This is a genomic window from Legionella nigrisilvae, from assembly GCF_977063395.2.
Genome location: NZ_CDRUGZ020000027.1, coordinates 335,852 through 358,838, shown reverse-complemented (window position 1 = coordinate 358,838; position 22,987 = coordinate 335,852). Strand labels below are relative to the sequence as shown.

The window sequence follows — 22,987 nt, the reverse complement described above, 5'->3', positions numbered from 1 at the left end:
ACACCACGGAATCTCTTATGCAAATTAAAACGCAACATAACAATAGTGAAGTACATAAGTCAACAATAGATTTAACTCGTTTGATGAATGATGTGCTTGAGCTTGCAAGAAAAGAAGGTGCCACCGATGCGATGGTCGCAGTGAATAATGACAAAGGCTTCTCAGTTGATGTGCGCATGGGAGAAGTTGAAACCGTTGCATTTAGTGAGGATAAAGGGGTGGGGTTGACTGTATATATAGGTCAACGCAAAGGTGGGGCAAGTAGTACAGATACGTCGCCTGCTGCTTTGGAGGCGATGGTTAAAGCGGCCTGTGATATCGCAAGAGTAAGCGCAGAAGATCCATGCTTCGGATTGGCAGATAAAGAGTTAATGACCAAAAATCATCCCGAGCTTGATTTGTTTCATCCTTGGGATGTGAGTCCGCAACAAGCAATTGATATGGCTTTAAAGTGTGAACATTATGCTTTATCGCTGGATAAGCGAATAGCTAATTCAGATGGGGTGAATGTATCTTCTTATGAATCGCACCATGGTTTTGCTAATACATCGGGTGGATCCGGATTTATTCACAGTACACGCCACAGTTTAAGTTGCTCTTTAATCGCGAAGGATGGCGAGGAGATGCAACGCGATTACGACTACACTACTGTCCGTAATCCAAAGGATTTGATTGATTTCCATGTAATTGCTAAGAATGCTGTAGATCGCGCTGTGAATCGTTTAGGGGCGCAACAGATTACAACACAAGCCATTCCAGTTATTTTTTCATCCCGAATTTCCAGTGGCTTATTCTCAACATTTATCAATGCAATTAGTGGTTCAAATCTTTACAGAAAGAATACTTTTTTGTTGGATTCCATAGGAGAACAAATTTTTCCTGAGTTTATTCGTATTTATGAACAGCCTCATTTGAAAGGTGCTTTAGGAAGTTCAGCATTTGACAGCGAAGGGGTCCCAACGCGTCCTAATCTAATTGTTGAAAAAGGTCGTGTGATGCAATATGTCTTAGGAAGTTATTCTGCGCGTAGAATGGGATTAAAAACAACTGGAAATGCCGATGGAGTCCATAATTTAACAATTGATCCTACGGCAGGTGATCTTGCTGACTTATTAAAAATAATGGGTACAGGATTATTGGTCACTGAATTGATGGGCCAAGGAATAAATATTGTTACAGGTGATTATTCTCGGGGGGCCGGTGGCTATTGGGTGGAGGATGGCGTAATTCAATATCCAGTTGATGAAATTACGATTGCTGGTAATTTAAAAGATATATTTAAATCCATTCTTGCGGTAGGTAATGATATTAATCCAAATATCGCGACACGATGTGGCTCAGTTCTCATTGAAAAAATGATGGTTGCTGGCAAGTAAAAAAATAAGAGTCCCTGCATCGTTGCAGGGATTACTTTAAGGCTAAATCTATTGATACCAGAAATCCCGGCTGCAGAATAAAGTCCACAAAACTTACCATAAGATGGGAAAATGACGAATAAAAAATTCAAGTAAATATTACGTATTTTTCGATTTTTTTAGATAATATTCAAAGCACATACTATCTATAATTTTTTCAGCGCACTTGCTTTGTTGATTCTTTATTCTACGCTTTAGATAAGAAGACTGAATTGGAGTCCGCATGCGCAGGGTGATTTTAGCAGCATTGCTGGTAATGAATACTGCATTTGCAGATGAAATTGTTGGTTTCGCTGCATATCAAAATGGAGATTATAGTACTGCTTACCCTTATTTAATGCAATCCGCTCGAGAGGGAAATGTTGAGGCAATGTATTTACTTGGCCGAATGTTCCAATACGGAGAAGGTGTTGCTAAAAATTATACACAAGCAATAAATTGGTATCAAAAATCAGCCGAAAAAAATAATGCCTTAGCCCAGCTCAGTTTGGGTTTTATGTATGATTTAGGGCAAGGAGTAAAACAGAACTTTTCTGAAGCGTTTAAGTGGTACATGAAATCAGCAAATCAAGGTAATGCAATTGCTCAAAGAAATATTGGACTAATGTATGTATCTGGTGATGGTGTTCCAGCTAATAAAAAAACTGCATTTGAATGGTTTGAAAAATCTGCAAAACAAGGATACAGCAAGGCACAAGTGAATCTCGCATACGATTACATTATGGGAGAAGGTACAAAAAAAGATGTTAATAAGGCATTTTACTGGTATCAGCAGGCAGCCAATCAAGGCGATGTGAGGGCTGAATACAGTTTGGGTCTATTATATACCGGGCAGCAAGAAGGTGTTGCTCAAGATGATAAATTGGCATTTTATTGGTTTTCTCAAGCAGCAAATCAAGGTCATGTAAAAGCACAAACCTATTTGGCTTATTATTACCTTAAAGGATATGGAGTGGAGGCAAACCCAGAAAAAGCAGCTTATTGGTATCAGGCAGCTGCTCAAAGCGGGCAATCTGAAGCGCAAGCTGAAATAGGTCAATTACTTCTTACAGGCACCGGTATCCCTCGAGATTATCAACAGGCGGTGTACTGGTTTACAAAATCTGCAGTTCAAGGGAACCCGGTTGGCCAGTCCAAATTGGGTTATATGTATCTTGCCGGGTTGGGGGTAGATAAAGATTGGATCAAAGCATATGCTTTGTTTAAGATTGCTGCGAAAAATAAAAATGAAGAAGCAATTCGAGAACTTAAGCTACTAAGAAATAAGCTTTCTGAATCGGATATTAAAGCAGGTAATGAGTTAGCTGACGAAATACTTCATCAGAACACCATTCAACCGACTAAAAAAGAAGAGTAACTCGTAGATGTTTTAAATTAAAAAACATTAAAGCTTTCTCTGAGGATGTTGACTGATATTTTTCCATTTTTATCACGACTCCGTTTCAATAAAGTATATACAGTTAGATTGAGGTTTTCGCTCGTTGCTGAAGCAACGCTGAGAAAATAACTACTCTCTAAGGTAATTTGATCATTCGCTATATTTAGTTTTTTGAGTATCTCAGAAATTTTGCTCAGATCTTTTATACCGTTTTCTTTTCTCGCTTTAATTAATTCATTAAGTTGAGTTTCCTTGGTTGTACTACTGAGCGATTTGAGGACTTTTATGGGAGCCGTATTAATATTGATGGGTGTGGATTCAGGCAATGCAGTAATTAAAGGTTCCAGAGTTGAATAAAGCGATGCGTTCACATCTTTCACTAAACGAAGTTCTGATTTGCTACTCATGAGTTGGTGACTTGGATAATAGGGCGGTTTCTGACTCATATAATAAGATAGGTAATTATCTTTACCGCGTGCGAGATCATAAGAAGAAAGCCAATCTGTAATTGCAAGGGTTAACTTAACCTTCTCCGCTTCCGCATTTTGCGGTACCGCTGCATTCATGAGATTTACAAATCCTAGCATTGATTTTCTGTTTTCCAAATTATTGATATTATATTGAGATTGTAAATCGTAAAGGGCACCTTTTAGAGTGACTGTGCTGTCAATATGTTCCATAGTATGTGGGAAGAAACTTACCACTCCTTGAGCATTCGCTTTGGTAAAATTATTTTTTTTATTACTTAACTCTCCAAGTGCCCAGAAAGCAACTGCTTGTGAAGCAAGATAGACTCTATCGTGAATAATGATAAGACGTGTACGATAAATATCTAATTGAACCTTAGTACTCATAGCAGTGGCTACAATTGCTACCAAGGTCATAATGAAAAGCGCGGTGAGTAAGGCGCTTCCTTTTAAGGTTTTAACTTGAAGCATAAAGTGCACCCGGTAATATAAAAAGTAAATTTATTTCCCCCTGATCCCGAAAAGTCAAATTAACTTGAACTGCTTTAGGAAAAGGCTCTTTACGCTGATTTAAGCTTACTGCTTGTTCTCTCCATTCAGGAAGTATTTGTACATCTTGATTTAAGTAACCAAAATGACAATTAGTGAGATGTTTTAATAAGAGTTTATCTTCATAAATTTTCTGATCAATTATATCAAGACTATTCCAAGTTCTACGAATCAGTGTTCCCTGCTGACAGAGATAAGCCACTCGCTTTAAAGTACTGCGTTTTTCAAGGCTGCCAGGATTTACATTACCGTCACGTGTGAATTCAAGATAATTTTTTTGTCCTATTAATGCGGGTAATAATCGCATCTCATTACTACGAATAGGACGTTCTACAGCTTGGAGGGTATCCTGTTGAATGAGACTTAATGCAAGTTGTAACTCATTGAGGCGTTCACTTTGGGCATTCACTCGAGAACGTATGGTGAATGCGTTATATAATACGGATGAAGTGATTGTTGCAAGAATGGCGAATACCGCAAGCGCAATTAAAATTTCAATCAGAGTAAAACCATTAATTTTTTTGGAGGTTATGTTTTTTTTCATGGTACAAACCTAAATGCTTGCAGTTCCTCTCTAAATGGACCTGATTTTTCCGTACTGACTGAAATAACTATTTTTTGAATATTTTTTAGAGGTGTAGAACTAACTTTTGCTCTCCAGTACCAATGTTCATTCAACATGGTGGTATCTTGGGTTGTTTCTTGACTTTGATTGAGCTGTAATAAATTAAGCTGAATCATGGTCACCCCTTGCATAGCAACCCAATGACTTACTGATTTCTCCTTTACCCGGCGTGTGGTTTCGACATTTTGGGATATTGCTTTAAGTAAAGCGGTTAAGGCAATAGCGATTATAGAAAGTGCTAATAATACCTCAATGAGCGTAAATCCTGATTTGTGATGATAGGTACTCATTTAGTATGTACCACATTGAGAGTTAAATCCCCATTTCGTTTACCAATAAGCATAGCTAAATTATTGTCCTTTTTGCTGCCAAAATTTAATGTAAAAGGAGTAAGATCCCCCGAGGCAAAAATAATAATGGAAGGGGTTCCTACCGGAGTTGAATTAAGTGTTTTCAAAGTAATATGAGTGTCGTTGGGAAAGTAAGTCATTTTAAACACTCCTTTATCGGAAATTGGCTTCCATTGAGCGTTATTGTGTAATTGAAGTATTTGATAACCTGTATTATCAATACGTAGACCCAGTGTGCTGGTTTCTAAAATAGCCTGTTGTTGGGCCAAACGAAGGGTGTTCACGAGTTGTTCGGCTGAAAATAAGAGACGTCGACTTTCACCAAAGTCACCAAAAGCAATTAAGGCAAAACCGAAGGTAATGCCTATAATCACCAAAACAATCAAGATTTCAATCAAAGTAAAACCATGATTCAATTTCCTGGAAACTGCAGAGGGGAAATATTCTGATGAAACCCCTTGTACGTGAGTGTACCTAGCGGTTCCATGCTCTGTATCCTTTCCTACTTCACTCTCTATAGCAGTGTCCCAAAAATATTTATTGCTTTGGTTCATCCCAATTACCAATCTCGGCATTTATACCTGTACCTCCAGGTTGTCCTTCTGCACCATAGGTGAATATATCGACATCGCCATGTTGTCCAGGATTTAAATAAAGATAATCTCTTCCCCATGGATCTTTAGGAAGTGACTTAAGGTATTGTTTCCAATTATTGGGTACCGGGTTAGAGGAGGGTTTTTCAACAAGAGCCAGCAAACCTTGATCGGTGGTAGGATAATTACCGTTATCCAATTTATATAAATCCAAAGCATTCTGTATGGCAAGCACATCTTGTTTGGCTTTGACTCTTCTTGCCTCATCAGGGCGTCCCATAATTTTAGGTACGACTATAGATGCGAGAATACCTAATATTACAACCACTACCATAATTTCAATTAATGAGAATCCTTTTTGTCTATTCATTTTTACCTCGACTTAAACGTAGATTGGATGAATGAAGCGTATCATTTGATGCCTCACCCGACTACAAGTATTAAAATTTAAGTAATCAACTGCTCCATTGAAAAAATAGGTAATAAGGTAGCTAAAACAATAAATAAAACGATTGCACCCATCAAAAGAATCACCATTGGTTCCAATAACGTTAATGACGTATCAATCAACCGTTTGACTTCATTATCAAGATGAACAGCTGCGCGCTCCATCATATTTGACAATTGGCCACTTTTCTCACCGCTAGCAATTAAATGGATTGCCATGGGACTAATGTAACTCGTTTCTTTTAATGCTTCGTTAATACCACATCCTTCTCTAACTTTTACAGCAGCAGTATCAAAAGCTTGTCGCATAACCACATTGGTCACTAGACTTGCTGCAACACGCATGGTTTCTAAAACACTCACTCCTGCAGCGAAAAGTATACCAAAAGTATGTATATAACGCGAAACATTAACTGTTTTTACTAAATAAGACACTATAGGCAGCCTCAACAATAGACGATGCCAAGCTGTTTTAACTTTTTCATTAGCGAGACTTTTTTTAAAGGCAATGAATATAAAAATAAGAGCAATCAAAGTGTAATGGCCATAATCTCTAATAAAGTGACTTATATTAATTAATAATACGGTCATTTCAGGAAGGGTTTGTCCACCGCTTGTGAATACTTCAATGATTTTGGGTACTACAAAACTGAGTAAAAAACAAATAATAGCAATGGAAACGAGTATCATAATAAGCGGATAAATCAATGCTTGCTGTACTTTTTGCTTCGTTTGTTGTTGATTTTCAGTATAGTCTGCTAGTTTTTCTAAAACTACATCAAGGTGTCCGGTTTGTTCACCGGAACCAACAGTTGCACGATATAACTCCGGAAAGGCATGGGGAAATTGGGTCATTGCCTGTGCTAATCCATAACCTTCAAGCACTTTGGCCCGCACTCCTATAATTAGTTCCCTAACTTTATCTTTTTCTGTTTGCTCACTCACTCCACGCAATGATTCCTCAACAGGGATACCGGCAGCTAGCAATGTCGCCAATTGACGGGTAAACAGAGCGAGATCGGCTGCAGAAATTTTGCTTTTAGTTTGAGTACCTGAGCGTTGCTGAGTCAATACCCGAATTTGAGTAGGAATTAATCCTTGATCACGAAGCAATTGGCGTGCATGACGTTCAGAATCTGCTTCGAGCACTCCTTTTGCCGTGTTGCCATTTTTTTGAAGCGCCTGATATTGGTAAGCACCCATACTTTTTTATGGTTTATGTTAAAACATAGAGTTTAATCTATTGGGTTTAATAAGTCACTTAAGGTACACTATACAACCAGACTATCCTGGAGAGTAATAATGAGCAAAAATACAGTACTAGAGGCAATTAAGGAACATGATGCCAAATTAATAGACCTTCGATTTACCGATATACGGGGTAAAGAACAGCATATAACAATGCCGATTTCAGCAGTTGATAATGACTTTGTTGAGAACGGAAAAATGATTGATGGATCTTCATTCAAAGGTTGGCAGAAAATTCACCAATCCGACTTGGCTTTAATGCCCGATTTGCAAACAATCAAACCTGATCCGTTCTTCCAAGACAACACCTTATTTATACGATGCAATGTAGTTGATCCAAAAACAATGATGGGATATGAACGTTGTCCTCGATCATTAGCTTTACGTGCCGAAGCTTATTTGCAATCCACTGGTATTGCTGATACAGCTCTTTTTGGACCCGAACCCGAATTTTTTGTCTTTGACAGTGTACAATGGGAAACAACCATTGGCGGCTCTTTTTATAAAATCGACTCAGAAGAAGCACAATGGTATTCAGGAAAAGAGTTAGAGGGGGGTAATATAGGACATCGCCCAGCGATAAAAGGCGGTTATTTTCCAGTTCCACCCGTAGATTCCTCACATGATCTGCGTTCTGCAATGAGTTTGACTCTTGAATCATTAGGAATTGTTGTTGAAGCGCATCATCATGAGGTAGCTACAGCGAACCAATGTGAAATTGCTACCCGATTTAATACCTTAACCAAGAAAGCCGATGAATTACAGATTTTAAAATATGTAGTTCACAACGTGGCACACAATTACGGGAAAACGGCTACATTTATGCCCAAGCCTTTAGTTGGTGATAATGGTAGTGGTATGCATTGCCACCAATCATTAGTGAAAGATGGTGTGAACCTGTTTTCTGGTGATCAATACGGTGGTCTTTCAGAAACAGCACTTTATTATATAGGTGGAATAATCAAGCATGCTCGGGCTTTGAACGCGTTTACTAACCCATCAACCAACAGTTACAAACGTTTAGTTCCTGGTTTTGAAGCTCCAGTTCTGTTGGCATATTCAGCAAGAAACCGCTCTGCAGCGATTCGTATCCCTCATGTGAATAATCCTAAAGCCCGTCGTATTGAAGTACGCTTTCCTGATCCTACAGCAAATCCATATCTTGCATTCGCTGCTATGATGATGGCAGGATTGGATGGTATCCAAAGAAAAATTCATCCTGGTCAAGCTATGGATAAAGATCTCTATGATTTACCTCCAGAAGAACTTGTGGACGTACCTACAGTTTGTGCTTCTTTGGAACAAGCTATGGAAAATCTCCAGATGGATCACGATTTCTTATTACAGGGTGATGTATTTACTCAGGATTTCATTAATAATTACATCCGTATGAAGGAAGAAGAAATAAGCAAAATAAGAAGTCTGACGCATCCATATGAGTTTGAGTTATATTACAGTCTCTAGGAATAATGGTGATGAGCAAATTTTTTGTTTCTTTCTCATTGATAATGTTAATTTGCGCATCTTATGCTGCGCAAATTTACAGATGGACTGATAGTCAAGGCAATGTTCATTTCAGTGATACTCCTCATGAGGGAGCTGAAATTGTGACTATTCCTGATTCACAAAGTTTTTCATCACCAACACCTTCAACTTCTCAAACTCCAGGACAAGAACCACAATCAGAAGAGAACTCCGATACCGTCAAGCTAAACCATTCTTATACCGAAATCGCTATTGCTGAACCTGCACCTGGTGCAACGATTCGTAATAATCAAGGTTTTGTTATGGTGACCGCACAAATAGAGCCTGATTTGCTTCCTGGGGATAAAATACAACTGCTTTACGATAATGTTGCTCTGGGAGAACCGCAAACAAATCTTGTCTTTGAAATAAAAGGGATGTATAGGGGCTCTCATACTTTGGCAGTGCAAGTTATCGATGCTGAGGGAAATGTGCTTGATAAGAGTGAGCCTATAACAATTTATGTCTTTAGGCCACGGGTAGGTATGGTTCCTGGTACGGCACCACGTTAATTTTCTACGGATTGATTATGCTAATTTTATTATCTCCAGCTAAAAAATTATTAACGAGTTACGCCCCATATTCGGGTATAACATCGAATCCTATGTTTGTTGATAAAACCAATACTCTAGTCGGATTGATGAAATCTAAATCGATTGCGGAGATCGCTTCTTTGATGGATTTGTCCAAGGATTTGGCCGAATTAAATTATAAACGTTACCACGATTATTCTGTAAATAAGGTCTCCCCATATGCATATCCTGCATTATTTTTATTTCAAGGGGATGTGTACCAAGGATTAAAAGCAGAAAGCTGGGATCAATCAACGATTGACTATTCACAAAATCATTTACGAATCTTGTCTGGACTTTATGGAATGTTAAGACCATTGGATAATATCCAACCATACCGGCTTGAAATGGGAGTTCATTTGCAGAATCCTGCAGGAAAAAATTTATATGAATTTTGGCAAAAAACTGTTACCCAAGCCTTAAATCAAGAATTAGCAGCTCAGAAAAATCCAGTATTAATAAATTTAGCTTCAAATGAATATGTAAAAGCCGTCGATTCAAAAGAATTAAATTATCCACTGATAACTATCAATTTTTATGAAAAAAAGAATGATCAGCTGAAAATGATTGGTATTCACGCAAAAAAAGCACGCGGAACAATAGCTAGGTTTCTCATGCAAAATCAATTAGATGATCTAGAGCAGCTTAAACAATTTAATGAGTTGGGTTATAAGTTTCATGAATCAACCTCAGCAGCTAATCATTTAGATTTTGTAAGAGAAGCTCATTAATATAACATCTGTGGCCTGGGTGGGACGAAGTGGAGCCTGGGTTTATATATGAAACTTATCTTCCCGGGCTCTACTGCGTCCACCCAGGCTACAAATTTAATTTAATTATGTGGAATTTATCCAGCCGAGCACATCGTTTAAATCAATTTCCTGATGAAAAGGTGCGGTGCTATGTTAAAAGAGATGATGAATTAGGCTGTGGAATTAGTGGATCAAAGTTACGCAAATATGCCAGCCTTTTCCCTTTTTTAGTAGAGCAAGGTATTCAACACCTGATTATTATCGCCGGAGCTCAATCCAATAATTTACTTGCTGCTCTGCAATTAGCCCGAGAATTCAGGTTGAAAGTCACTGCTTTTTTGATTCAACCTTGGAAATTGGAGCTTCGAGGAAATTATAAATTAAGTCGATTATTTCTTGAGGAACAGGAAATTGTCTGGATTTCTCGGGATGAGTGGCCAAAAGTTAATGAACTGGCCACTGGTTATTTACAGGACTTAAATGAGCCAGGATTTGTCGTGCAAGAAGGAGCGAGTGTTCCACAAGCTATGCGCGGTGCGTTAACTCTTGCTGATGATATTTTTATAAATGAGCACACTTTGGGTGTTAGATTTCAGCATATTTTTATTGACGCAGGAACAGGTTTTTCTGCTGCAGCACTCATTTACGGACTGGATCAATTAAATCATCCGGCAATGATTCATGTATTGCTTCTAGCCGATGATGAGGAAACATTTCGATGTAAATTACAACAATGGCTTGGAGTAATTCCCTCAAATTTTCGTTGCTTTTATCCAACTACGGCTAAAGCCTTTGGTTCGGTGAATCAAACAATTAAGAAGGAAGTAAAGCGTTTGGCACGAGAAGAAGGGATCTTGGCCGATCCTATTTATTCTGCCAAACTATTTTTTGAGGCTAGGAACTATATTAAAACCGAAGATTTGGAAGGAGATGTATTAATTATTCATTCTGGCGGTACTTTAACAATGCCTGGTTTTGATTATAAATAAATCGTAACATTTAATTTCTTTTTCCCCTTGAAATTAACGACTGAAACCCAATATGACAATAATCATTAGAAAATGTATCTGTCATAGGAGTGTAGGTAAATGTCGAGTAAGCAACAAACCATGGGCTTTCAAACAGAAGTAAAGCAAATGTTGCATTTGGTAGTGCATTCGCTTTATAGCAACAAGGAAATATTTTTACGCGAGTTAATTTCTAATGCTTCAGATGCATTAGATAAATTAAGATTTTTGGCTTTATCAAACGGTTCGCTTTATGAAAGCGATTCTGATTTAAAAATTACTATCGATGTTAATGAAAAACTAAAAACTATAACAATTAAAGATAATGGTATTGGTTTGAGTTGGGATGAGGCGGTAGAAAATTTAGGTACAATCGCGAAATCGGGTACTAAAGAATTCATGAGCCATTTAACTGGAGAAAGTGCGAAAGACTCTCAGTTAATCGGACAATTTGGTGTGGGTTTTTATTCAGCATTTATTGTTGCTGATAAAGTAACTGTTAAAAGTCGACGTGCAGGTTTGAAACCTGAAGAGGGGATTGTTTGGGAATCTAAGGGAGAAGGAGAGTTTACCATTGATTCTGAAAAGAAAGTAACTCGCGGTACAGAAATTACGTTACATATTAAAGAGGATAATGACGAGTTCCTGAGCAATTGGCGTTTACGCAGCATTATTAGCAAATACTCAGATCATATTTGCTGGCCCATCGTTATGAAAAAAATATCTGAAGAGGATAAAGAGTCCACCGAATACGAAACGGTTAATAAAGCAACTGCTTTATGGACAATGCAAAAGTCAGATATTACTGATGAAGAGTACAAATTACTCTATAAACATATTTCTCACGATTACCAAGATCCATTGACTTGGTCACATAACCATGTTGAAGGAAAGAATGATTATATTTCCTTGCTTTATATCCCAGCACATGCACCGTTTGATTTATGGCAGCAAGAAACGAAGCATGGTTTAAAACTTTATGTGAAACGCGTTTTCATTATGGATGATGCTACTCAATTTTTACCTCGTTACTTACGCTTTGTAAAAGGTATTGTTGATGCAAGTGACTTACCGCTTAACGTTTCACGAGAAATTTTACAGGACAACAAGCAAGTAGAGAGCATCCGTTCTGCATGTACAAAGCGTGTCTTATCCATGCTTGAAAAAATGAGCACTCAAGATAAAGAAACCTATCAAAAATTTTGGAATGAATTTGGGTTGGTGTTAAAAGAAGGTCCAATTGAAGACTTTACCAATAAAGAAAACATTGCTAAATTGCTGCGCTTTGCAACCACTGCAACTCCCTCTGAAAAGCAAGAAGCAACCTTGGATGAGTACATTAGTCGCATGAAAGAAGGACAGGATAAGATTTATTATATCACTGCATCTAGTTACAATGCGGCCAAAAATAGTCCTCATTTAGAAATTTTTAAGAAGAAAGGAATTGAAGTACTACTTCTTAGCGACAAAGTCGATGAATGGTTAGTTGGTTATCTGAGTGAGTATGCGGGGAAGAAACTCCAATCTATTTCCAAGGGTAAAGTGGAGTTAGGTGATGAGTCTCCTGAACAAATTAAAGAACAGGAAAAAACACTGGAACCGCTGTTAAACCATATTAAGAAAGTTCTGGATTCACGAGTTAAGGATGTTCTCATAACCAATAGACTTACCGATTCTCCTGCCTGTGTTGTTGCCGATGAACAAGATATGGGATTAGAGATGCAACGTATTTTGCAAGCTGCTGGTCAACAGGTTCCAATGAGCAAACCCGTATTTGAAATCAACCCTGAGCATCAAATTATTAAGCGCTTACATGATGTCCAAGACGATGATTTATTTGAATTATGGGTGACCATGTTGTTTGAACAGGCTGTTTTAGCTGAAGGTGGTCAGTTAGATAATCCTGCAGATTTTGTAAATCGAGTGAACAAATTATTAGTTTCCTCTGCAGTTTAATAGGATTTTAATTTTTTGTAGTGTTATAACCTCTATCCACAGTTTTAGGGTGATAGAGGTTATACAAGTAACGGAACAGGACACTTAATAATAGAAATTATTTATGAGTAGAAGTGTATCCCGTAAAATCATCTATTTCTGGTGCTGTTGGTTTGTAGTTATCATGATTTATAGCGGAAAGAGATGGTTCGCTAAGGAATATTTGGCGGCTTGGGTAGATGACTTCTACTTTTCTTGCGCGTTCTAATTTTAATTCAGCTTTTCCATAAATATCTACGTACTCAGCAGTTGCCTTAAGAATCTCTTTGTCAGCTTTACTGATTTTAGTTTTAAGCTCCGGAATTTTCTTTTCTTCTAAATCATGTATCTCACTATTTTGCATTATAATTTTTGTGCAATTAAGTTCAATTGTACTTTTATTGTTATCTAATTTATTTTGATCAATACTTGCATTGATTGCATAGACTAAGGCTGCAATGAAGATACTCAGTGTAATAACAGCAAGTAATGCAGCAGGAGCAAAAACTAAAGAGGTAAGTGCGATTAATCCTCCCTCAATAGCTAATCCAGTTCCGGTTGCTCCACATGTAAAAAGAAGAGAAAAAAGTCCTGCTTTTGCAAGGGTATTTCTAGTGTTACGTGAGTTTTCAATCGAAATTTCTAGTCGTTTATTCTCTTCCACTAAAGCTGAATTTGCGGATGCCAACTCTGGATTTGATTTTTTAAATTGTTCGATCTTTTTTTCATGTTCGTCCAATTTTTTTACTAGTTGACTCTTAGAGCGCTGAGCTTCATCCATGATGCCTTTTTTAACGTACTCTATTTCTTTAGTTTCAAGATAGTCTTTCATGAATTGAATTATCTGTTTTAGCGCTTGATTTTCTGGATAATTTAGTTTGATTACGCGGTCTATTAGGTTTTCAAGCATGTTTAGATAAATTTGATAACTGATCTGCTTGGCGTTTTGCAGTAATTGTTCGTTTAGTTGGATTAATTTTTTATGTTCCAACTTAATTGCTGCATTCACTGCACTACGGTTTTCTTGTGAAAGTTGTAATAAATTGGGATCGTTATATAAACGAGCCTGATTTCTATAATCGCGTCCAAGAGCACGTTCCTTTCTTTGATTCTCTTTTAAGGGAAATTTTAATAGTTTTTCCTCTATTAATTTTTGGTGTCGTATCTGTCCCTCACAAGCTAATTTTTTGTTTCTCAGATCAATTTCATGGGAATTGAGAGTTTGAAGCAGTTCTTTTTTTTGGAGTTCAAGTTGAGATGTTGGATGTCCATGTTGTGTTGCATTTAAATGACTAGGAGATGTATGAATTTCTGGACTTATGGGAGTATGGGTAGTTACGGCGTGTTGTTTTGTTGAAGGATGTGTATGCTCCGTTGAATCATGCTGTACAGTTGTTTTAGGATGGGTATGATTATGTGGGGATGTTTCCGTTTCTGAATGGGAGTGATGATGTGTTATATCCTCTGAGTGCGGGAGGGGTATAGTAATTTGTTCATCAACCCGTTGTAAAAGAACCTGGATATGCTTAATTTGTTCTTGGTGGTGTTCTATCTCTTGCTTATTTTTTCTTATTTGTTCATTAACTTCTTGTAATTGACTTTTTAAATGTTTTTCTTCGCGCCAATCCTCCATTTCTTCTTGATGGTCAGCTTCGTTCTCCTTAAAATCCTGTTCTTGCTGCTTCATACATGCTTTCAAAATTATTTTAGAAGAGGATGTCTGTTTATCCTGAGAAAGCATTTCAACGAGTTGTATAGCAACCGCATCAGTTACAGCTGTAACTGGCAATGGGAGAATACAAGGATTGCGCAGTGCAGAATAGTCTGAAATATGAGCGTAAATGTAGTCAGACGTGCATCGTTCAACCAAGTCTTGGATATTTAATTTTGCTAGAGACATCCTATTTATTCCTTAATCAAAGATTTGCCCCATTCTATACGAGTTCATTAAATAGTCAACACGTGTTAATTTTAATTAGTCAATCCTGGAAATGTGTTTATATCTCCAGGATTAATGAGTATTTAGATAGGGGGTTAAGCATATGGAAGCACCAGTACAGTGGTTCCTACATCAATAAAATTCTCGTTAAGCCATTTGGCCGCCCCAGGTAGGACACGAATACAGCCATGACTGCTATTATACTTAGGAACTTCATAAGCGGCGTGAATCGCATAGCCATCATGGAAATGCATACAATACGGCATTTTAGCACCACCAACTACATGACCATCACGGGCAATAGGATATTCATTGGATTTGCAGTCAGCCCCTTTTTTATTGAACACATGATAGATACCAGTAACAGTGCGACATGTTTCATGAATATCGTCACAATAGTCCATTCCACCCGAAGCACTACCTGTCATGACCCTGTTCCCCTGGGCATCATAAGCAGCCCATGCATAGGCCTTAGGATCAAAAATAAAGAGTTTCTTGCCATGGACATCTTGTTTCATGGGAAAAACATTACGGCCTCTTGTATCATCTTGATAAGGAGTTGTGTAGTGTAATTGACCTGCATCATCTGCAATCACATCAGGTTTGTCAGTCACGCACGAGGTAAGAAAAAGGCCTAGTAAGGGCGTGAGATACATTATTTTTTTCATCAGGTAATAATCCTTAAAAACAATGAAACGTTTACTGTAAAAAAAGGGCTCGAATATCGAGCCCTTTTGAGAGACATAAGTAAATTGTGATTTAAATAGATTATTCGTCAGTTAAACGAAAATATTTAGTTCCAAAATATCTTTGAAGTTTCTTTCTGATTGTGCCGCGGCTAATGCCTAGCATCTTAGCAGCTTGCAGTTGATTGCCACGACGTTTTTCCATTACTGCTTGCAGTAGCGGAGGCTCAACTTCAGATAATATCATATCGTAAAGATCGTCAATGTTTTTGCTTTTGTTTTCAGCGAGAAAACGAGAGACTAGATTGTAGACTAAATCTTGGAGACCTTGGTCTTGTTTAGTTATGCTTGAAGTAGCTTCAGGTGTTTCAATGACAGTCATCTTAACTTCCTTATTATTAATTAAATCACACATTCCAATTGCTAACATTTAAAATGAAAGCAAAATTAATTGTACATGAAGCATAATTGATATTCTATATTTTTAAGAGAAAACTATGCATTTTTTTCGAGCAATTCATTCACCACAAGATCAAATAATGTGCGATCGGATTTTTCTGAAGACAATGAATTTTTTACTTTATTTAAATTGGAAATCATTTTCGTCGGTTGGCTTGGGTCCTTATAAAAATCATCTACATAACGGCTTAATTCATGAGCGTTACAATCATATTGCAAAAACTCAGGAACGATCATTCTGTTTGCTAAAAGATTACACAAGCCAAAAAATTTAACTTTAATAAATCTCATCGCTAACACATAGGAAAGAAAGGAAGACTTATAAATAATACACATGGGTTTTTCTAATAAAGCACATTCAAGAGAGGCAGTCCCTGAGGCAACAATAATAAAATTTGCAGCAGCCATGCAGTTTAGCGCTCGGCCTTGTACAAAGCTAACAGGTATATTCACATTTGAAAAATAGTGTTTAATTTTCTCTGGGTTAATGGTATCTGCAATAGGAATTACAAAATGCAAATTGGGGTAACGCTGATGCAAAAGGAGTGCAGTATCACGTAGGACAGGCATATGATATTTAATTTCATTTGCTCGACTACCTGGTAGAAGGGCGAAAATGTTTGCTTCTTGGGGAAGTCCTAATGCGGTACGCTGTAATTGGCATTCGTCCACAGAGGCTATTTTCTCCACTAGCGGATGACCAACAAAGTTTACTGGAACTTGAGCCTTTTCATATAAAATTTTTTCAAAAGGCAAAATAACTGCCATTCGATCCACACATTTCTTTATAAGGTGAATGCGATTGGCTTTCCATGCCCAAATTTGAGGGCTGATATAATACAGAATTTTAATACCTAATTTTAGCTTGGCGTATTTTGCTAGTCTCAGGTTAAAACCTGGATAATCTACGAGAATCAGTAGATCGGGTTTTTGCTGATTCAAATGTTGTTTGATTGCCAGAAATGCCTTGCGAATCACATGTAGATTACGGATAACTGCCGTAAGCCCGGTCACACCAAGATGCGCTAAATCTGAAATAACTTCTGCTCCAGCTTCTTGCATGTGTCGCCCCCCAATTCCACTAATTTCAAGATTGGGGTAGGTGGATTTTAATTGGCGAATTAAGACAGATGCGTGAACATCTCCCGATTCTTCGCCAGCAATAATAACAACGCGTTTAAATTCCTGCATGACGTTCAATTAAGTTATTGTGTATCAAAGAAGTAATTGTTTCTGCAACTTTCAGTGCTTGTAGACCATCTTCACCCGTCACCAGTGGTGTATTATCTTCTTGGACGCATCGGAGGAATGATTTTATTTCTTCCAATAATGCATCTCCTTGTTCGTATGCTGTTTCTTCACGCACTATATCAGGAATTCCGGGGAACATTTCACCGGTTCCTTTTTTGAATACAGCTACTTTTTTGCTTTGATAATCAATTGAAAGATACGAGTTTTTTTGGAAGATTCTGGTTTTGCGTTCTGTTTTAAAACTTACTCGACTGGCTGTAAGATTAGCTACACACTGGTTGGCAAAAGCAATGCGAGCATTAGCTATATCAATTGCCTTAGTCAGTATAGGCGTACCCTGTGCTAGAATGGACACTATAGGGCTCTTAACAATATTTTGAATTAAATCTATATCATGGATCATCAGGTCAAGAATGACATTGACATCTGCTCCCCGTGGTTTAAACGGAGCTAATCGCTCTGATTCAATAAATAAAGGAGTTTCTAAATAATCATCTAAAGCCAATCGCGCGGAATTAAAACGCTCAAGATGCCCAACTTGTAACTTTACTCGATTTTTTTTGGCAAGTTGAATTAACTCATCTGCCTGAGATACAGTTTCAGTAATTGGTTTTTCAATTAATACATGAATGCCGTGCTCCAAGAAAGCTTTGGCGATTTCAAAATGTTTGTTCGTTGTCGCGGCAATACTAACTGCATCAACTTTGCCAAATAGCTCGTGATAATCGTGATAACCAGCAACATTCAGTTCTTGAGATACAGTTTCTAATGCATTGGAATTCAGATCGCAAACTCCAACTAGTTCTGCATTTGGAAGAAGTTGATATTTTTGTGCATGAAATCTTCCTAGATAACCTACACCAACCACAGCACAACGAGTTTTATTCATTTATAATTCATATATATGTTAATTATTTGCGCGAATGATCGCATTTCCTGGATGATAAATCAATTTTAAAAGAGTATTATTGGCCAACATTATGTCTATCCATACACTGATTTTAGATACAGGGAATAATAATATTATGCTTATAGCTGGAGTTGATGAAGTAGGACGTGGTCCTTTAGCGGGTGCTGTTGTCACCGCAGCAGTAATTTTAAGAGCACCCATAGAGGGACTGGCAGACTCAAAAAAATTAAGTCCCAAAAAACGTGAATTGTTATCTATACAAATAAAGGAAGAGGCTATTGCATATGCTTATGGCAGGGCAGAAGTAGATGAAATCGATAGCCTAAACATTCATCATGCTACTCTGCTGGCTATGCAAAGAGCAGTTGAGGCCTTACCAATCAAACCCGATCAAGTATTGGTTGATGGCATACATCTCCCTAAGTTGAGTATCCCTTGTAAAGCGATTGTGCAAGGGGACAATTTGATTCCCGAAATTAGTGCCGCATCAATTCTTGCAAAGGTGTTGCGAGATGCAGAAATGGTTGCCTTTGATGCTATCTATCCGGGGTATGGGTTTGCGGAACATAAGGGATATGCTACGGTTGCTCATCGAGAAGCCTTAAATCGTCTCGGTCCTTGTATGATTCACCGTCGAAGCTACGAGCATGTAGCCGCTTTGCTATAATTTATACCGTTTGAGTGCACTGCAGCTTAAAGAAGTTAGAGCATTTTGAGTCACTTCGTGCTGCAGTCATAAAACATTCTAAGGGTTTCCTAAGTTAATGGGATCAATATGATGCAGAAAGGCCTCTACTAGTGGAAACACTTACTTATGATTTCTCGATAAACCATACCCATCTACTTCAACGTAAACTATTAAATAGAATTTTATGTGAGCTGATAGACATCAATATTCCAAAGCTTGCTAAAAAGGTAACCATTGCCGTTCCTCCGTAACTAACTAAAGGCAAGGGGATGCCTACAACAGGAATAATTCCCATAACCATTCCAATATTAACAAAACCAGATAAAAAGAAAGACATTGCAAGACTTGCGGCTAAAAGACGAGTATATGTTGTTTGAGCATTCGATGCGATATTCAAGCTTCTTAGTGAAACCAAAACAATCAGTGCGATGATGGCAAATCCCCCTGCAAAGCCGAATTCTTCACTGGTCACAGCAAAGATAAAATCTGTCGCATGTTCAGGCAAGAAGTTAAGATGGGATTGGCTTCCTTGTAACCAACCTTTACCAGCTAATCCACCTGAACCAATAGCAATTTTGGACTGAATAATGTGATAGCCAGCTCCAAGTGGATCTTGTTCCGGGTCAAGAAGCGTATATACTCGTTGCTTTTGATAGTCATGCATTACATGCCAAATTACTGGAATAGCTGAACTGACTAAAAGGATCAGCAACAAAATAACTTTAAATCGAATTCCAGCTAAAAATACTACACAAAGACCCGCCGCAGCAACCATGATCGCCGTACCTAAATCGGGTTGTTTGGCAATAAGTAGGGCTGGAACACAGATGATTAGTCCGGCTATGGCCAGAGATTTAAAACTACTCGGACGCGTCTGTCGATCAAAGTACCATGCAGCCATCATAGGAACAGCTAACTTCATGATTTCAGAAGGTTGGAAACGAAATAACCCTAATTCAAGCCAACGCTGGGCACCTTTGCCAATTTTCCCCATAAGCATTACAGCGATTAATAAAGTTAATCCAATGCTATATATCCATGGGGTCCATATCTTATATTTATGAGGGGGGATAAAACCGAGCACAACCATAATGAGGGATGCGAAAATAAGTCTCATTGATTGTCGTAAAATCATCCCCGAGTTAGCATTCGATGCACTATATAAAATTAAAAGACCAAAGCAGATTAATAAAAGCAATAATCCTAATAAGGGAAAATCCAAATGGAGTGATTTTGCGGTGAAGCGATAAACGGGTTTACTGTGTCGTCTGTTCATTTGTTTTCATCGGATAAAGTTGGTAGTAAGTATCAAGGACTTTGCGTGCAACTATTGAAGCAGCAACATCATTTTCTACAACAACTGCTAGGGCAATTTCAGGTTTTTCAACCGGAGTAAATGCAATGAACAAGGAGTTGTCGCGTAATGCTTCTGGAATATCCTCATATTTTGTTTTTTCATATTGTCTGCCGCTAAATACTTGTGCTGTCCCGGTTTTACCAGCAACAGGATAAGGTGGGTTGCGTCCAAATCGATACCCTGTACCTTCATTGCTGGTTAAAACGTTGTGCATTGCATCTGCAACGACTTCCCAATTAGCTTCATCCTTAAGATAAATTGGATATTCTTCGACCGGCTTATATTGCTCCGTCTCTCCACTGTCACTGTTAACCGTTTTAGTTAACAAATGAGGTCTAAATCGTTGTCCATGTTGACTCAACGAAGCGGTTGCATTTGCCATTTGCAATGGTGTAGCGAGCATAAAACCCTGACCTATTGAAGTAATTAAGGTATCTCCGGGATACCAGGGTACTCCTTTAGTTTGTTTTTTCCAACGTAGGCTTGGAACGATCCCCGAGGCTTCTTCATAAAGATCAATATGACTTAAATGGCCCAGACCAAATTTTACGAGCATATCCTCAATATTAGAGATACCCATTTTATTACCTAATTGATAAAAATAAGTATCGCACGAAACCGTGATCGCTCTTTTAAAATTGATCATTCCATGGCCCGTTTTTTTCCAGTCTCTATAAATATGACTAGCAGTAGGGAGCTTATACTTACCCGGATCATAAATCGTTGTCGCCGTAGTAATAAACCCTTTATCTAGGCCTGCCAAACCAACAAATGGTTTGATTGTAGATGCGGGGGGGTATACTCCCCGTACAGCTCTATTAAATAAAGGTCTTTGTAAGGTATTTGACAGTTTTTTGTACTCTTTAGAACTTACGCCACTAACAAATATATTAGGGTCAAAGCTTGGTGAACTTGCCATGGCAAGAACTTCACCATTTTTAGAGTTGATCATGACCACAGCACCTCTTTTATCTTTGAGTGCCTCGTAAGCCGCTTGTTGAAGTCTGACATCAATACTTAAGTAGAGTTTTGCTCCTGAGTGAGGATTTATCTTATTAACAACTCTTAATGTACGCCCGCTTACGTCAGTTTCAACCATTTGGTATCCAACTTTTCCATGGAGTACATCTTCGTAATATTTTTCGACCCCTGCTTTACCGATAAAGTTTGTAGCCCGATAATTCGTTGGATCCACCGATCTTAATTCTTCCACATTGATTCGACCTACATAACCTAAAACATGGGCCGTAATTTCACCTAAGGGGTAGTGGCGCATCAGCCGCGCTTTGATGCTAACACCTGGAAAATGATATTGATTAATGGCAAAAATCGCGACTTCCTCTTGCGATAATTTCAATTTAACAGGTATCGGCACAAAGGAACGGTTTTGCTTTCGTATTTTTTTGAAATTTTGTATGTCGTCTTCAGAGATTGAAGGAATTAATTTTTGTAATTCAATTAAGGTTTGATCTATGTTTTTTACATGTTCGGGGATTATCTCCAGAACGTAAACGGGAATGTTTTCTGCAAGCAAGACCCCATTTCTATCAAGGATTACTCCTCTTGGTGGAGCAATTGGGATAATACTCATTTGATTTTTTAAGGATAAGGTCTGATATTTTTTGAACTCTGAAATTTGTAAAAACGCTAGTCTTAGGACAAGAATTAAAGATAAAATAATAAGAAAAGTAACCAGCAAATTAATTCTAAAAAGTTGATGCTGGGATTCCATCCTATAATTTTTAAAAGATTGATTTCGACTCATTGACGCACAGTCAGTAGCTGGACTTAAAGACCTGCATAGTAACTTAAAATTGAATGCTTTACTATAGCTTTCTGCCCCTTGAAGTCTGGATGGAATCTAGTAATGTTTGGGTTTCTATCCCGTGTGGTCCCACTTTGTTTGCTGTGACTACAACTTGAAAAAACACTACTTATGATAAGGATGGTTATTAATAATAGACCACGCTCTATATAGAGTTTCTAGTAAAATAATACGGACTAAGGTATGGGGAAGGGTGAGTTTTGATAAAGACCAACGCTCATCACTTAATTTGAGTATTTCTTGTGAGAGGCCTTCAGGACCCCCAATAATAAAACAAAAATGACTATTTGTTTGTTGCAATTGAGAAATCTTAAATGCTAACTCTTCACTGCTAAATGTTTTACCTTCAATTTCTAAAGCAATAATTCGTGCATTGCTGGGTAACATATCTTTGATAAGCGCAGATTCTTTTTCTAATATCCGTGATAGGTCTGATGATTTACTGCGACGAATTAAAGGGATTTCAACTATTTTGAGTTGAACACCATCATTTAATCGTTTGGCATACTCATTTGTGCCTTGAGTAACCCAGTCCGGCATTTTATTGCCTAAAGTAATGATGGTGATTTTTAACATAACGTTTAAAATATTTAGTTCCCGGGGAGATCTTCCCAAAGACCTTCAAGATTATAGTATTGTCTGTATTCAGGTTGCATGACATGAATAATAAAGTCACCAAAGTCAATAAGAACCCAATCACCTGTTTCTAAACCAGTACAATTCCTTGCTGGAGCCCCTGCATTTTTCATATCTTCCATAACTTTTTGTGCAATTGCTTTAACATGTCTAGAGGAGCGTCCTGAAGCAATAATCATATAGTCTGTAATTGTAGTTTGTTTTTTTACATCAATTACTTTTACGTCGATGGCCTGATTATCATCAAGCAGCTGCAACAGTTTAGTTAATATTGGGTTTTTATCTAACATATATAAGCTAATAATTATAAAAGGCGCTGAATCATAACAGTATTT

At 37.8% G+C, this 22,987-nt stretch carries 23 protein-coding genes; 8 read left to right on the top strand and 15 right to left on the bottom strand.

Going from position 1 to position 22,987, the window contains the following annotated elements; translation table 11 throughout:
- The first annotated feature begins 17 nt into the window (after positions 1 to 17).
- Together pmbA and ACWTE2_RS18880 are read left to right on the top strand one after the other, a co-directional pair.
- A complete protein-coding gene (gene pmbA, locus ACWTE2_RS18885; RefSeq protein WP_182390838.1) occupies positions 18 to 1,376 on the top strand; it encodes a metalloprotease PmbA in 1,359 nt (452 codons plus the stop codon).
- A 262-nt stretch (positions 1,377 to 1,638) separates the two neighbouring features.
- Positions 1,639 to 2,772 (top strand): tetratricopeptide repeat protein, encoded by a 1,134-nt coding sequence (locus ACWTE2_RS18880; protein WP_454783877.1) that lies wholly within the window; start codon positions 1,639 to 1,641, stop codon positions 2,770 to 2,772.
- Positions 2,773 to 2,789: 17 nt separating this feature from the next.
- Here ACWTE2_RS18880 and gspK read toward each other — a convergent pair whose 3' ends face one another.
- The 6 genes from gspK to lspF all read right to left on the bottom strand — a co-directional run bounded on the left by gspK (position 2,790) and on the right by lspF (position 7,027).
- A complete protein-coding gene (gspK, locus tag ACWTE2_RS18875) occupies positions 2,790 to 3,731 on the bottom strand; it encodes a type II secretion system minor pseudopilin GspK (RefSeq protein ID WP_454783876.1) in 942 nt (313 codons plus the stop codon).
- The gene (gene lspJ / locus ACWTE2_RS18870) at positions 3,718 to 4,353 is read right to left on the bottom strand and encodes a GspJ family T2SS minor pseudopilin variant LspJ (protein ID WP_454783875.1); all 636 of its coding nucleotides are present in this window, start codon (positions 4,351 to 4,353) and stop codon (positions 3,718 to 3,720) included. The genes gspK and lspJ overlap by 14 nt, the downstream gene beginning before the upstream one ends.
- Positions 4,350 to 4,724, bottom strand: coding sequence for a GspI family T2SS minor pseudopilin variant LspI (gene lspI, locus ACWTE2_RS18865; protein WP_454783874.1), 375 nt, complete (start codon positions 4,722 to 4,724; stop codon positions 4,350 to 4,352). Before lspI ends, lspJ begins: the two co-directional genes overlap by 4 nt.
- On the bottom strand, positions 4,721 to 5,338 hold the full coding sequence (gspH, locus tag ACWTE2_RS18860) for a type II secretion system minor pseudopilin GspH (protein WP_454783873.1): 618 nt from the start codon (positions 5,336 to 5,338) through the stop codon (positions 4,721 to 4,723). Before gspH ends, lspI begins: the two co-directional genes overlap by 4 nt.
- A complete protein-coding gene (lspG, locus tag ACWTE2_RS18855) occupies positions 5,322 to 5,747 on the bottom strand; it encodes a GspG family T2SS major pseudopilin variant LspG (protein WP_182390832.1) in 426 nt (141 codons plus the stop codon). Before lspG ends, gspH begins: the two co-directional genes overlap by 17 nt.
- A 77-nt stretch (positions 5,748 to 5,824) precedes the next feature.
- Positions 5,825 to 7,027 carry a GspF family T2SS innner membrane protein variant LspF gene (gene lspF, locus ACWTE2_RS18850; protein WP_454783872.1) on the bottom strand — a complete coding sequence of 401 codons (1,203 nt, stop codon included), beginning with the start codon at positions 7,025 to 7,027 and terminating at the stop codon, positions 5,825 to 5,827.
- 99 nt (positions 7,028 to 7,126) lie between these two features.
- Between lspF and glnA the strand changes: the two genes are divergently transcribed.
- From glnA to htpG, 5 genes are all read left to right on the top strand, one after another.
- Positions 7,127 to 8,536 (top strand): type I glutamate--ammonia ligase, encoded by a 1,410-nt coding sequence (gene glnA, locus ACWTE2_RS18845; RefSeq protein ID WP_182390830.1) that lies wholly within the window; start codon positions 7,127 to 7,129, stop codon positions 8,534 to 8,536.
- Between the two features lie 11 nt (positions 8,537 to 8,547).
- On the top strand, positions 8,548 to 9,108 hold the full coding sequence (locus ACWTE2_RS18840) for a DUF4124 domain-containing protein (RefSeq protein ID WP_454783871.1): 561 nt from the start codon (positions 8,548 to 8,550) through the stop codon (positions 9,106 to 9,108).
- A 17-nt stretch (positions 9,109 to 9,125) separates the two neighbouring features.
- Positions 9,126 to 9,899: a peroxide stress protein YaaA gene (yaaA, locus tag ACWTE2_RS18835; protein ID WP_454783870.1), complete on the top strand. Its 774-nt coding sequence runs from the start codon at positions 9,126 to 9,128 to the stop codon at positions 9,897 to 9,899.
- A 107-nt stretch (positions 9,900 to 10,006) separates the two neighbouring features.
- On the top strand, positions 10,007 to 10,909 hold the full coding sequence (locus ACWTE2_RS18830; protein ID WP_454783869.1) for a pyridoxal-phosphate dependent enzyme: 903 nt from the start codon (positions 10,007 to 10,009) through the stop codon (positions 10,907 to 10,909).
- 99 nt (positions 10,910 to 11,008) lie between these two features.
- Positions 11,009 to 12,883: a molecular chaperone HtpG gene (gene htpG / locus ACWTE2_RS18825; protein WP_454783868.1), complete on the top strand. Its 1,875-nt coding sequence runs from the start codon at positions 11,009 to 11,011 to the stop codon at positions 12,881 to 12,883.
- Positions 12,884 to 12,980: 97 nt separating this feature from the next.
- On the opposite strand, the gene ACWTE2_RS18820 is transcribed toward htpG, so the two are convergent.
- The 5 genes from ACWTE2_RS18820 to ACWTE2_RS18800 all read right to left on the bottom strand — a co-directional run bounded on the left by ACWTE2_RS18820 (position 12,981) and on the right by ACWTE2_RS18800 (position 18,125).
- The gene (locus ACWTE2_RS18820) at positions 12,981 to 14,801 is read right to left on the bottom strand and encodes a hypothetical protein (protein WP_454783867.1); all 1,821 of its coding nucleotides are present in this window, start codon (positions 14,799 to 14,801) and stop codon (positions 12,981 to 12,983) included.
- A gap of 134 nt (positions 14,802 to 14,935) precedes the next feature.
- A complete protein-coding gene (locus ACWTE2_RS18815; RefSeq protein WP_454783866.1) occupies positions 14,936 to 15,508 on the bottom strand; it encodes a L,D-transpeptidase in 573 nt (190 codons plus the stop codon).
- A 100-nt stretch (positions 15,509 to 15,608) separates the two neighbouring features.
- Positions 15,609 to 15,908, bottom strand: coding sequence for a helix-turn-helix domain-containing protein (locus ACWTE2_RS18810; protein ID WP_182390823.1), 300 nt, complete (start codon positions 15,906 to 15,908; stop codon positions 15,609 to 15,611).
- Positions 15,909 to 16,021: 113 nt separating this feature from the next.
- Positions 16,022 to 17,176 (bottom strand): lipid-A-disaccharide synthase, encoded by a 1,155-nt coding sequence (gene lpxB / locus ACWTE2_RS18805; protein ID WP_454783865.1) that lies wholly within the window; start codon positions 17,174 to 17,176, stop codon positions 16,022 to 16,024.
- On the bottom strand, positions 17,163 to 18,125 hold the full coding sequence (locus tag ACWTE2_RS18800; RefSeq protein WP_454783864.1) for a Gfo/Idh/MocA family oxidoreductase: 963 nt from the start codon (positions 18,123 to 18,125) through the stop codon (positions 17,163 to 17,165). The genes lpxB and ACWTE2_RS18800 overlap by 14 nt, the downstream gene beginning before the upstream one ends.
- Positions 18,126 to 18,261: 136 nt before the next feature.
- On the opposite strand from ACWTE2_RS18800, the gene rnhB reads away from it, so the two are divergent.
- Positions 18,262 to 18,813 (top strand): ribonuclease HII, encoded by a 552-nt coding sequence (gene rnhB / locus ACWTE2_RS18795; protein WP_182393667.1) that lies wholly within the window; start codon positions 18,262 to 18,264, stop codon positions 18,811 to 18,813.
- Positions 18,814 to 18,991: 178 nt separating this feature from the next.
- Here the strand turns inward: rnhB and rodA are convergent, their stop codons facing one another.
- The 4 genes from rodA to rsfS all read right to left on the bottom strand — a co-directional run bounded on the left by rodA (position 18,992) and on the right by rsfS (position 22,942).
- Complete coding sequence (rodA, locus tag ACWTE2_RS18790) at positions 18,992 to 20,110, bottom strand: rod shape-determining protein RodA (RefSeq protein WP_454783863.1); 1,119 nt, start codon at positions 20,108 to 20,110, stop codon at positions 18,992 to 18,994.
- Entirely contained in the window at positions 20,091 to 21,956 is a 1,866-nt protein-coding gene (mrdA, locus tag ACWTE2_RS18785; protein ID WP_454783862.1) for a penicillin-binding protein 2, read from the bottom strand. The genes rodA and mrdA overlap by 20 nt, the downstream gene beginning before the upstream one ends.
- Before the next feature lie 165 nt (positions 21,957 to 22,121).
- Positions 22,122 to 22,592 carry a 23S rRNA (pseudouridine(1915)-N(3))-methyltransferase RlmH gene (rlmH, locus tag ACWTE2_RS18780; protein WP_454783861.1) on the bottom strand — a complete coding sequence of 157 codons (471 nt, stop codon included), beginning with the start codon at positions 22,590 to 22,592 and terminating at the stop codon, positions 22,122 to 22,124.
- A 14-nt stretch (positions 22,593 to 22,606) separates the two neighbouring features.
- Entirely contained in the window at positions 22,607 to 22,942 is a 336-nt protein-coding gene (gene rsfS / locus ACWTE2_RS18775) for a ribosome silencing factor (RefSeq protein ID WP_454783860.1), read from the bottom strand.
- Positions 22,943 to 22,987: the final 45 nt, after the last annotated feature.

Excerpts from the sequence above, each read along its gene's own strand:
- ACWTE2_RS18820 (WP_454783867.1), bottom strand. The coding sequence starts at position 14,801 with ATGTCTCTAGCAAAATTAAATATCCAAGACTTGGTTGAACGATGCACG.
- gspH (WP_454783873.1), bottom strand. The coding sequence starts at position 5,338 with ATGAACCAAAGCAATAAATATTTTTGGGACACTGCTATAGAGAGTGAA.
- lpxB (WP_454783865.1), bottom strand. The coding sequence starts at position 17,176 with ATGCAGGAATTTAAACGCGTTGTTATTATTGCTGGCGAAGAATCGGGA.
- yaaA (WP_454783870.1), top strand. The coding sequence starts at position 9,126 with ATGCTAATTTTATTATCTCCAGCTAAAAAATTATTAACGAGTTACGCC.
- ACWTE2_RS18810 (WP_182390823.1), bottom strand. The coding sequence starts at position 15,908 with ATGACTGTCATTGAAACACCTGAAGCTACTTCAAGCATAACTAAACAA.
- rnhB (WP_182393667.1), top strand. The coding sequence starts at position 18,262 with ATGCTTATAGCTGGAGTTGATGAAGTAGGACGTGGTCCTTTAGCGGGT.
- rsfS (WP_454783860.1), bottom strand. The coding sequence starts at position 22,942 with ATGTTAGATAAAAACCCAATATTAACTAAACTGTTGCAGCTGCTTGAT.
- rodA (WP_454783863.1), bottom strand. The coding sequence starts at position 20,110 with ATGAACAGACGACACAGTAAACCCGTTTATCGCTTCACCGCAAAATCA.
- rlmH (WP_454783861.1), bottom strand. The coding sequence starts at position 22,592 with ATGTTAAAAATCACCATCATTACTTTAGGCAATAAAATGCCGGACTGG.
- ACWTE2_RS18880 (WP_454783877.1), top strand. The coding sequence starts at position 1,639 with ATGCGCAGGGTGATTTTAGCAGCATTGCTGGTAATGAATACTGCATTT.
- pmbA (WP_182390838.1), top strand. The coding sequence starts at position 18 with ATGCAAATTAAAACGCAACATAACAATAGTGAAGTACATAAGTCAACA.
- lspF (WP_454783872.1), bottom strand. The coding sequence starts at position 7,027 with ATGGGTGCTTACCAATATCAGGCGCTTCAAAAAAATGGCAACACGGCA.
- glnA (WP_182390830.1), top strand. The coding sequence starts at position 7,127 with ATGAGCAAAAATACAGTACTAGAGGCAATTAAGGAACATGATGCCAAA.
- mrdA (WP_454783862.1), bottom strand. The coding sequence starts at position 21,956 with ATGAGTCGAAATCAATCTTTTAAAAATTATAGGATGGAATCCCAGCAT.
- lspJ (WP_454783875.1), bottom strand. The coding sequence starts at position 4,353 with ATGAAAAAAAACATAACCTCCAAAAAAATTAATGGTTTTACTCTGATT.
- htpG (WP_454783868.1), top strand. The coding sequence starts at position 11,009 with ATGTCGAGTAAGCAACAAACCATGGGCTTTCAAACAGAAGTAAAGCAA.
- gspK (WP_454783876.1), bottom strand. The coding sequence starts at position 3,731 with ATGCTTCAAGTTAAAACCTTAAAAGGAAGCGCCTTACTCACCGCGCTT.
- ACWTE2_RS18800 (WP_454783864.1), bottom strand. The coding sequence starts at position 18,125 with ATGAATAAAACTCGTTGTGCTGTGGTTGGTGTAGGTTATCTAGGAAGA.
- ACWTE2_RS18830 (WP_454783869.1), top strand. The coding sequence starts at position 10,007 with ATGTGGAATTTATCCAGCCGAGCACATCGTTTAAATCAATTTCCTGAT.
- lspI (WP_454783874.1), bottom strand. The coding sequence starts at position 4,724 with ATGAGTACCTATCATCACAAATCAGGATTTACGCTCATTGAGGTATTA.
- ACWTE2_RS18815 (WP_454783866.1), bottom strand. The coding sequence starts at position 15,508 with ATGAAAAAAATAATGTATCTCACGCCCTTACTAGGCCTTTTTCTTACC.
- ACWTE2_RS18840 (WP_454783871.1), top strand. The coding sequence starts at position 8,548 with ATGAGCAAATTTTTTGTTTCTTTCTCATTGATAATGTTAATTTGCGCA.
- lspG (WP_182390832.1), bottom strand. The coding sequence starts at position 5,747 with ATGAATAGACAAAAAGGATTCTCATTAATTGAAATTATGGTAGTGGTT.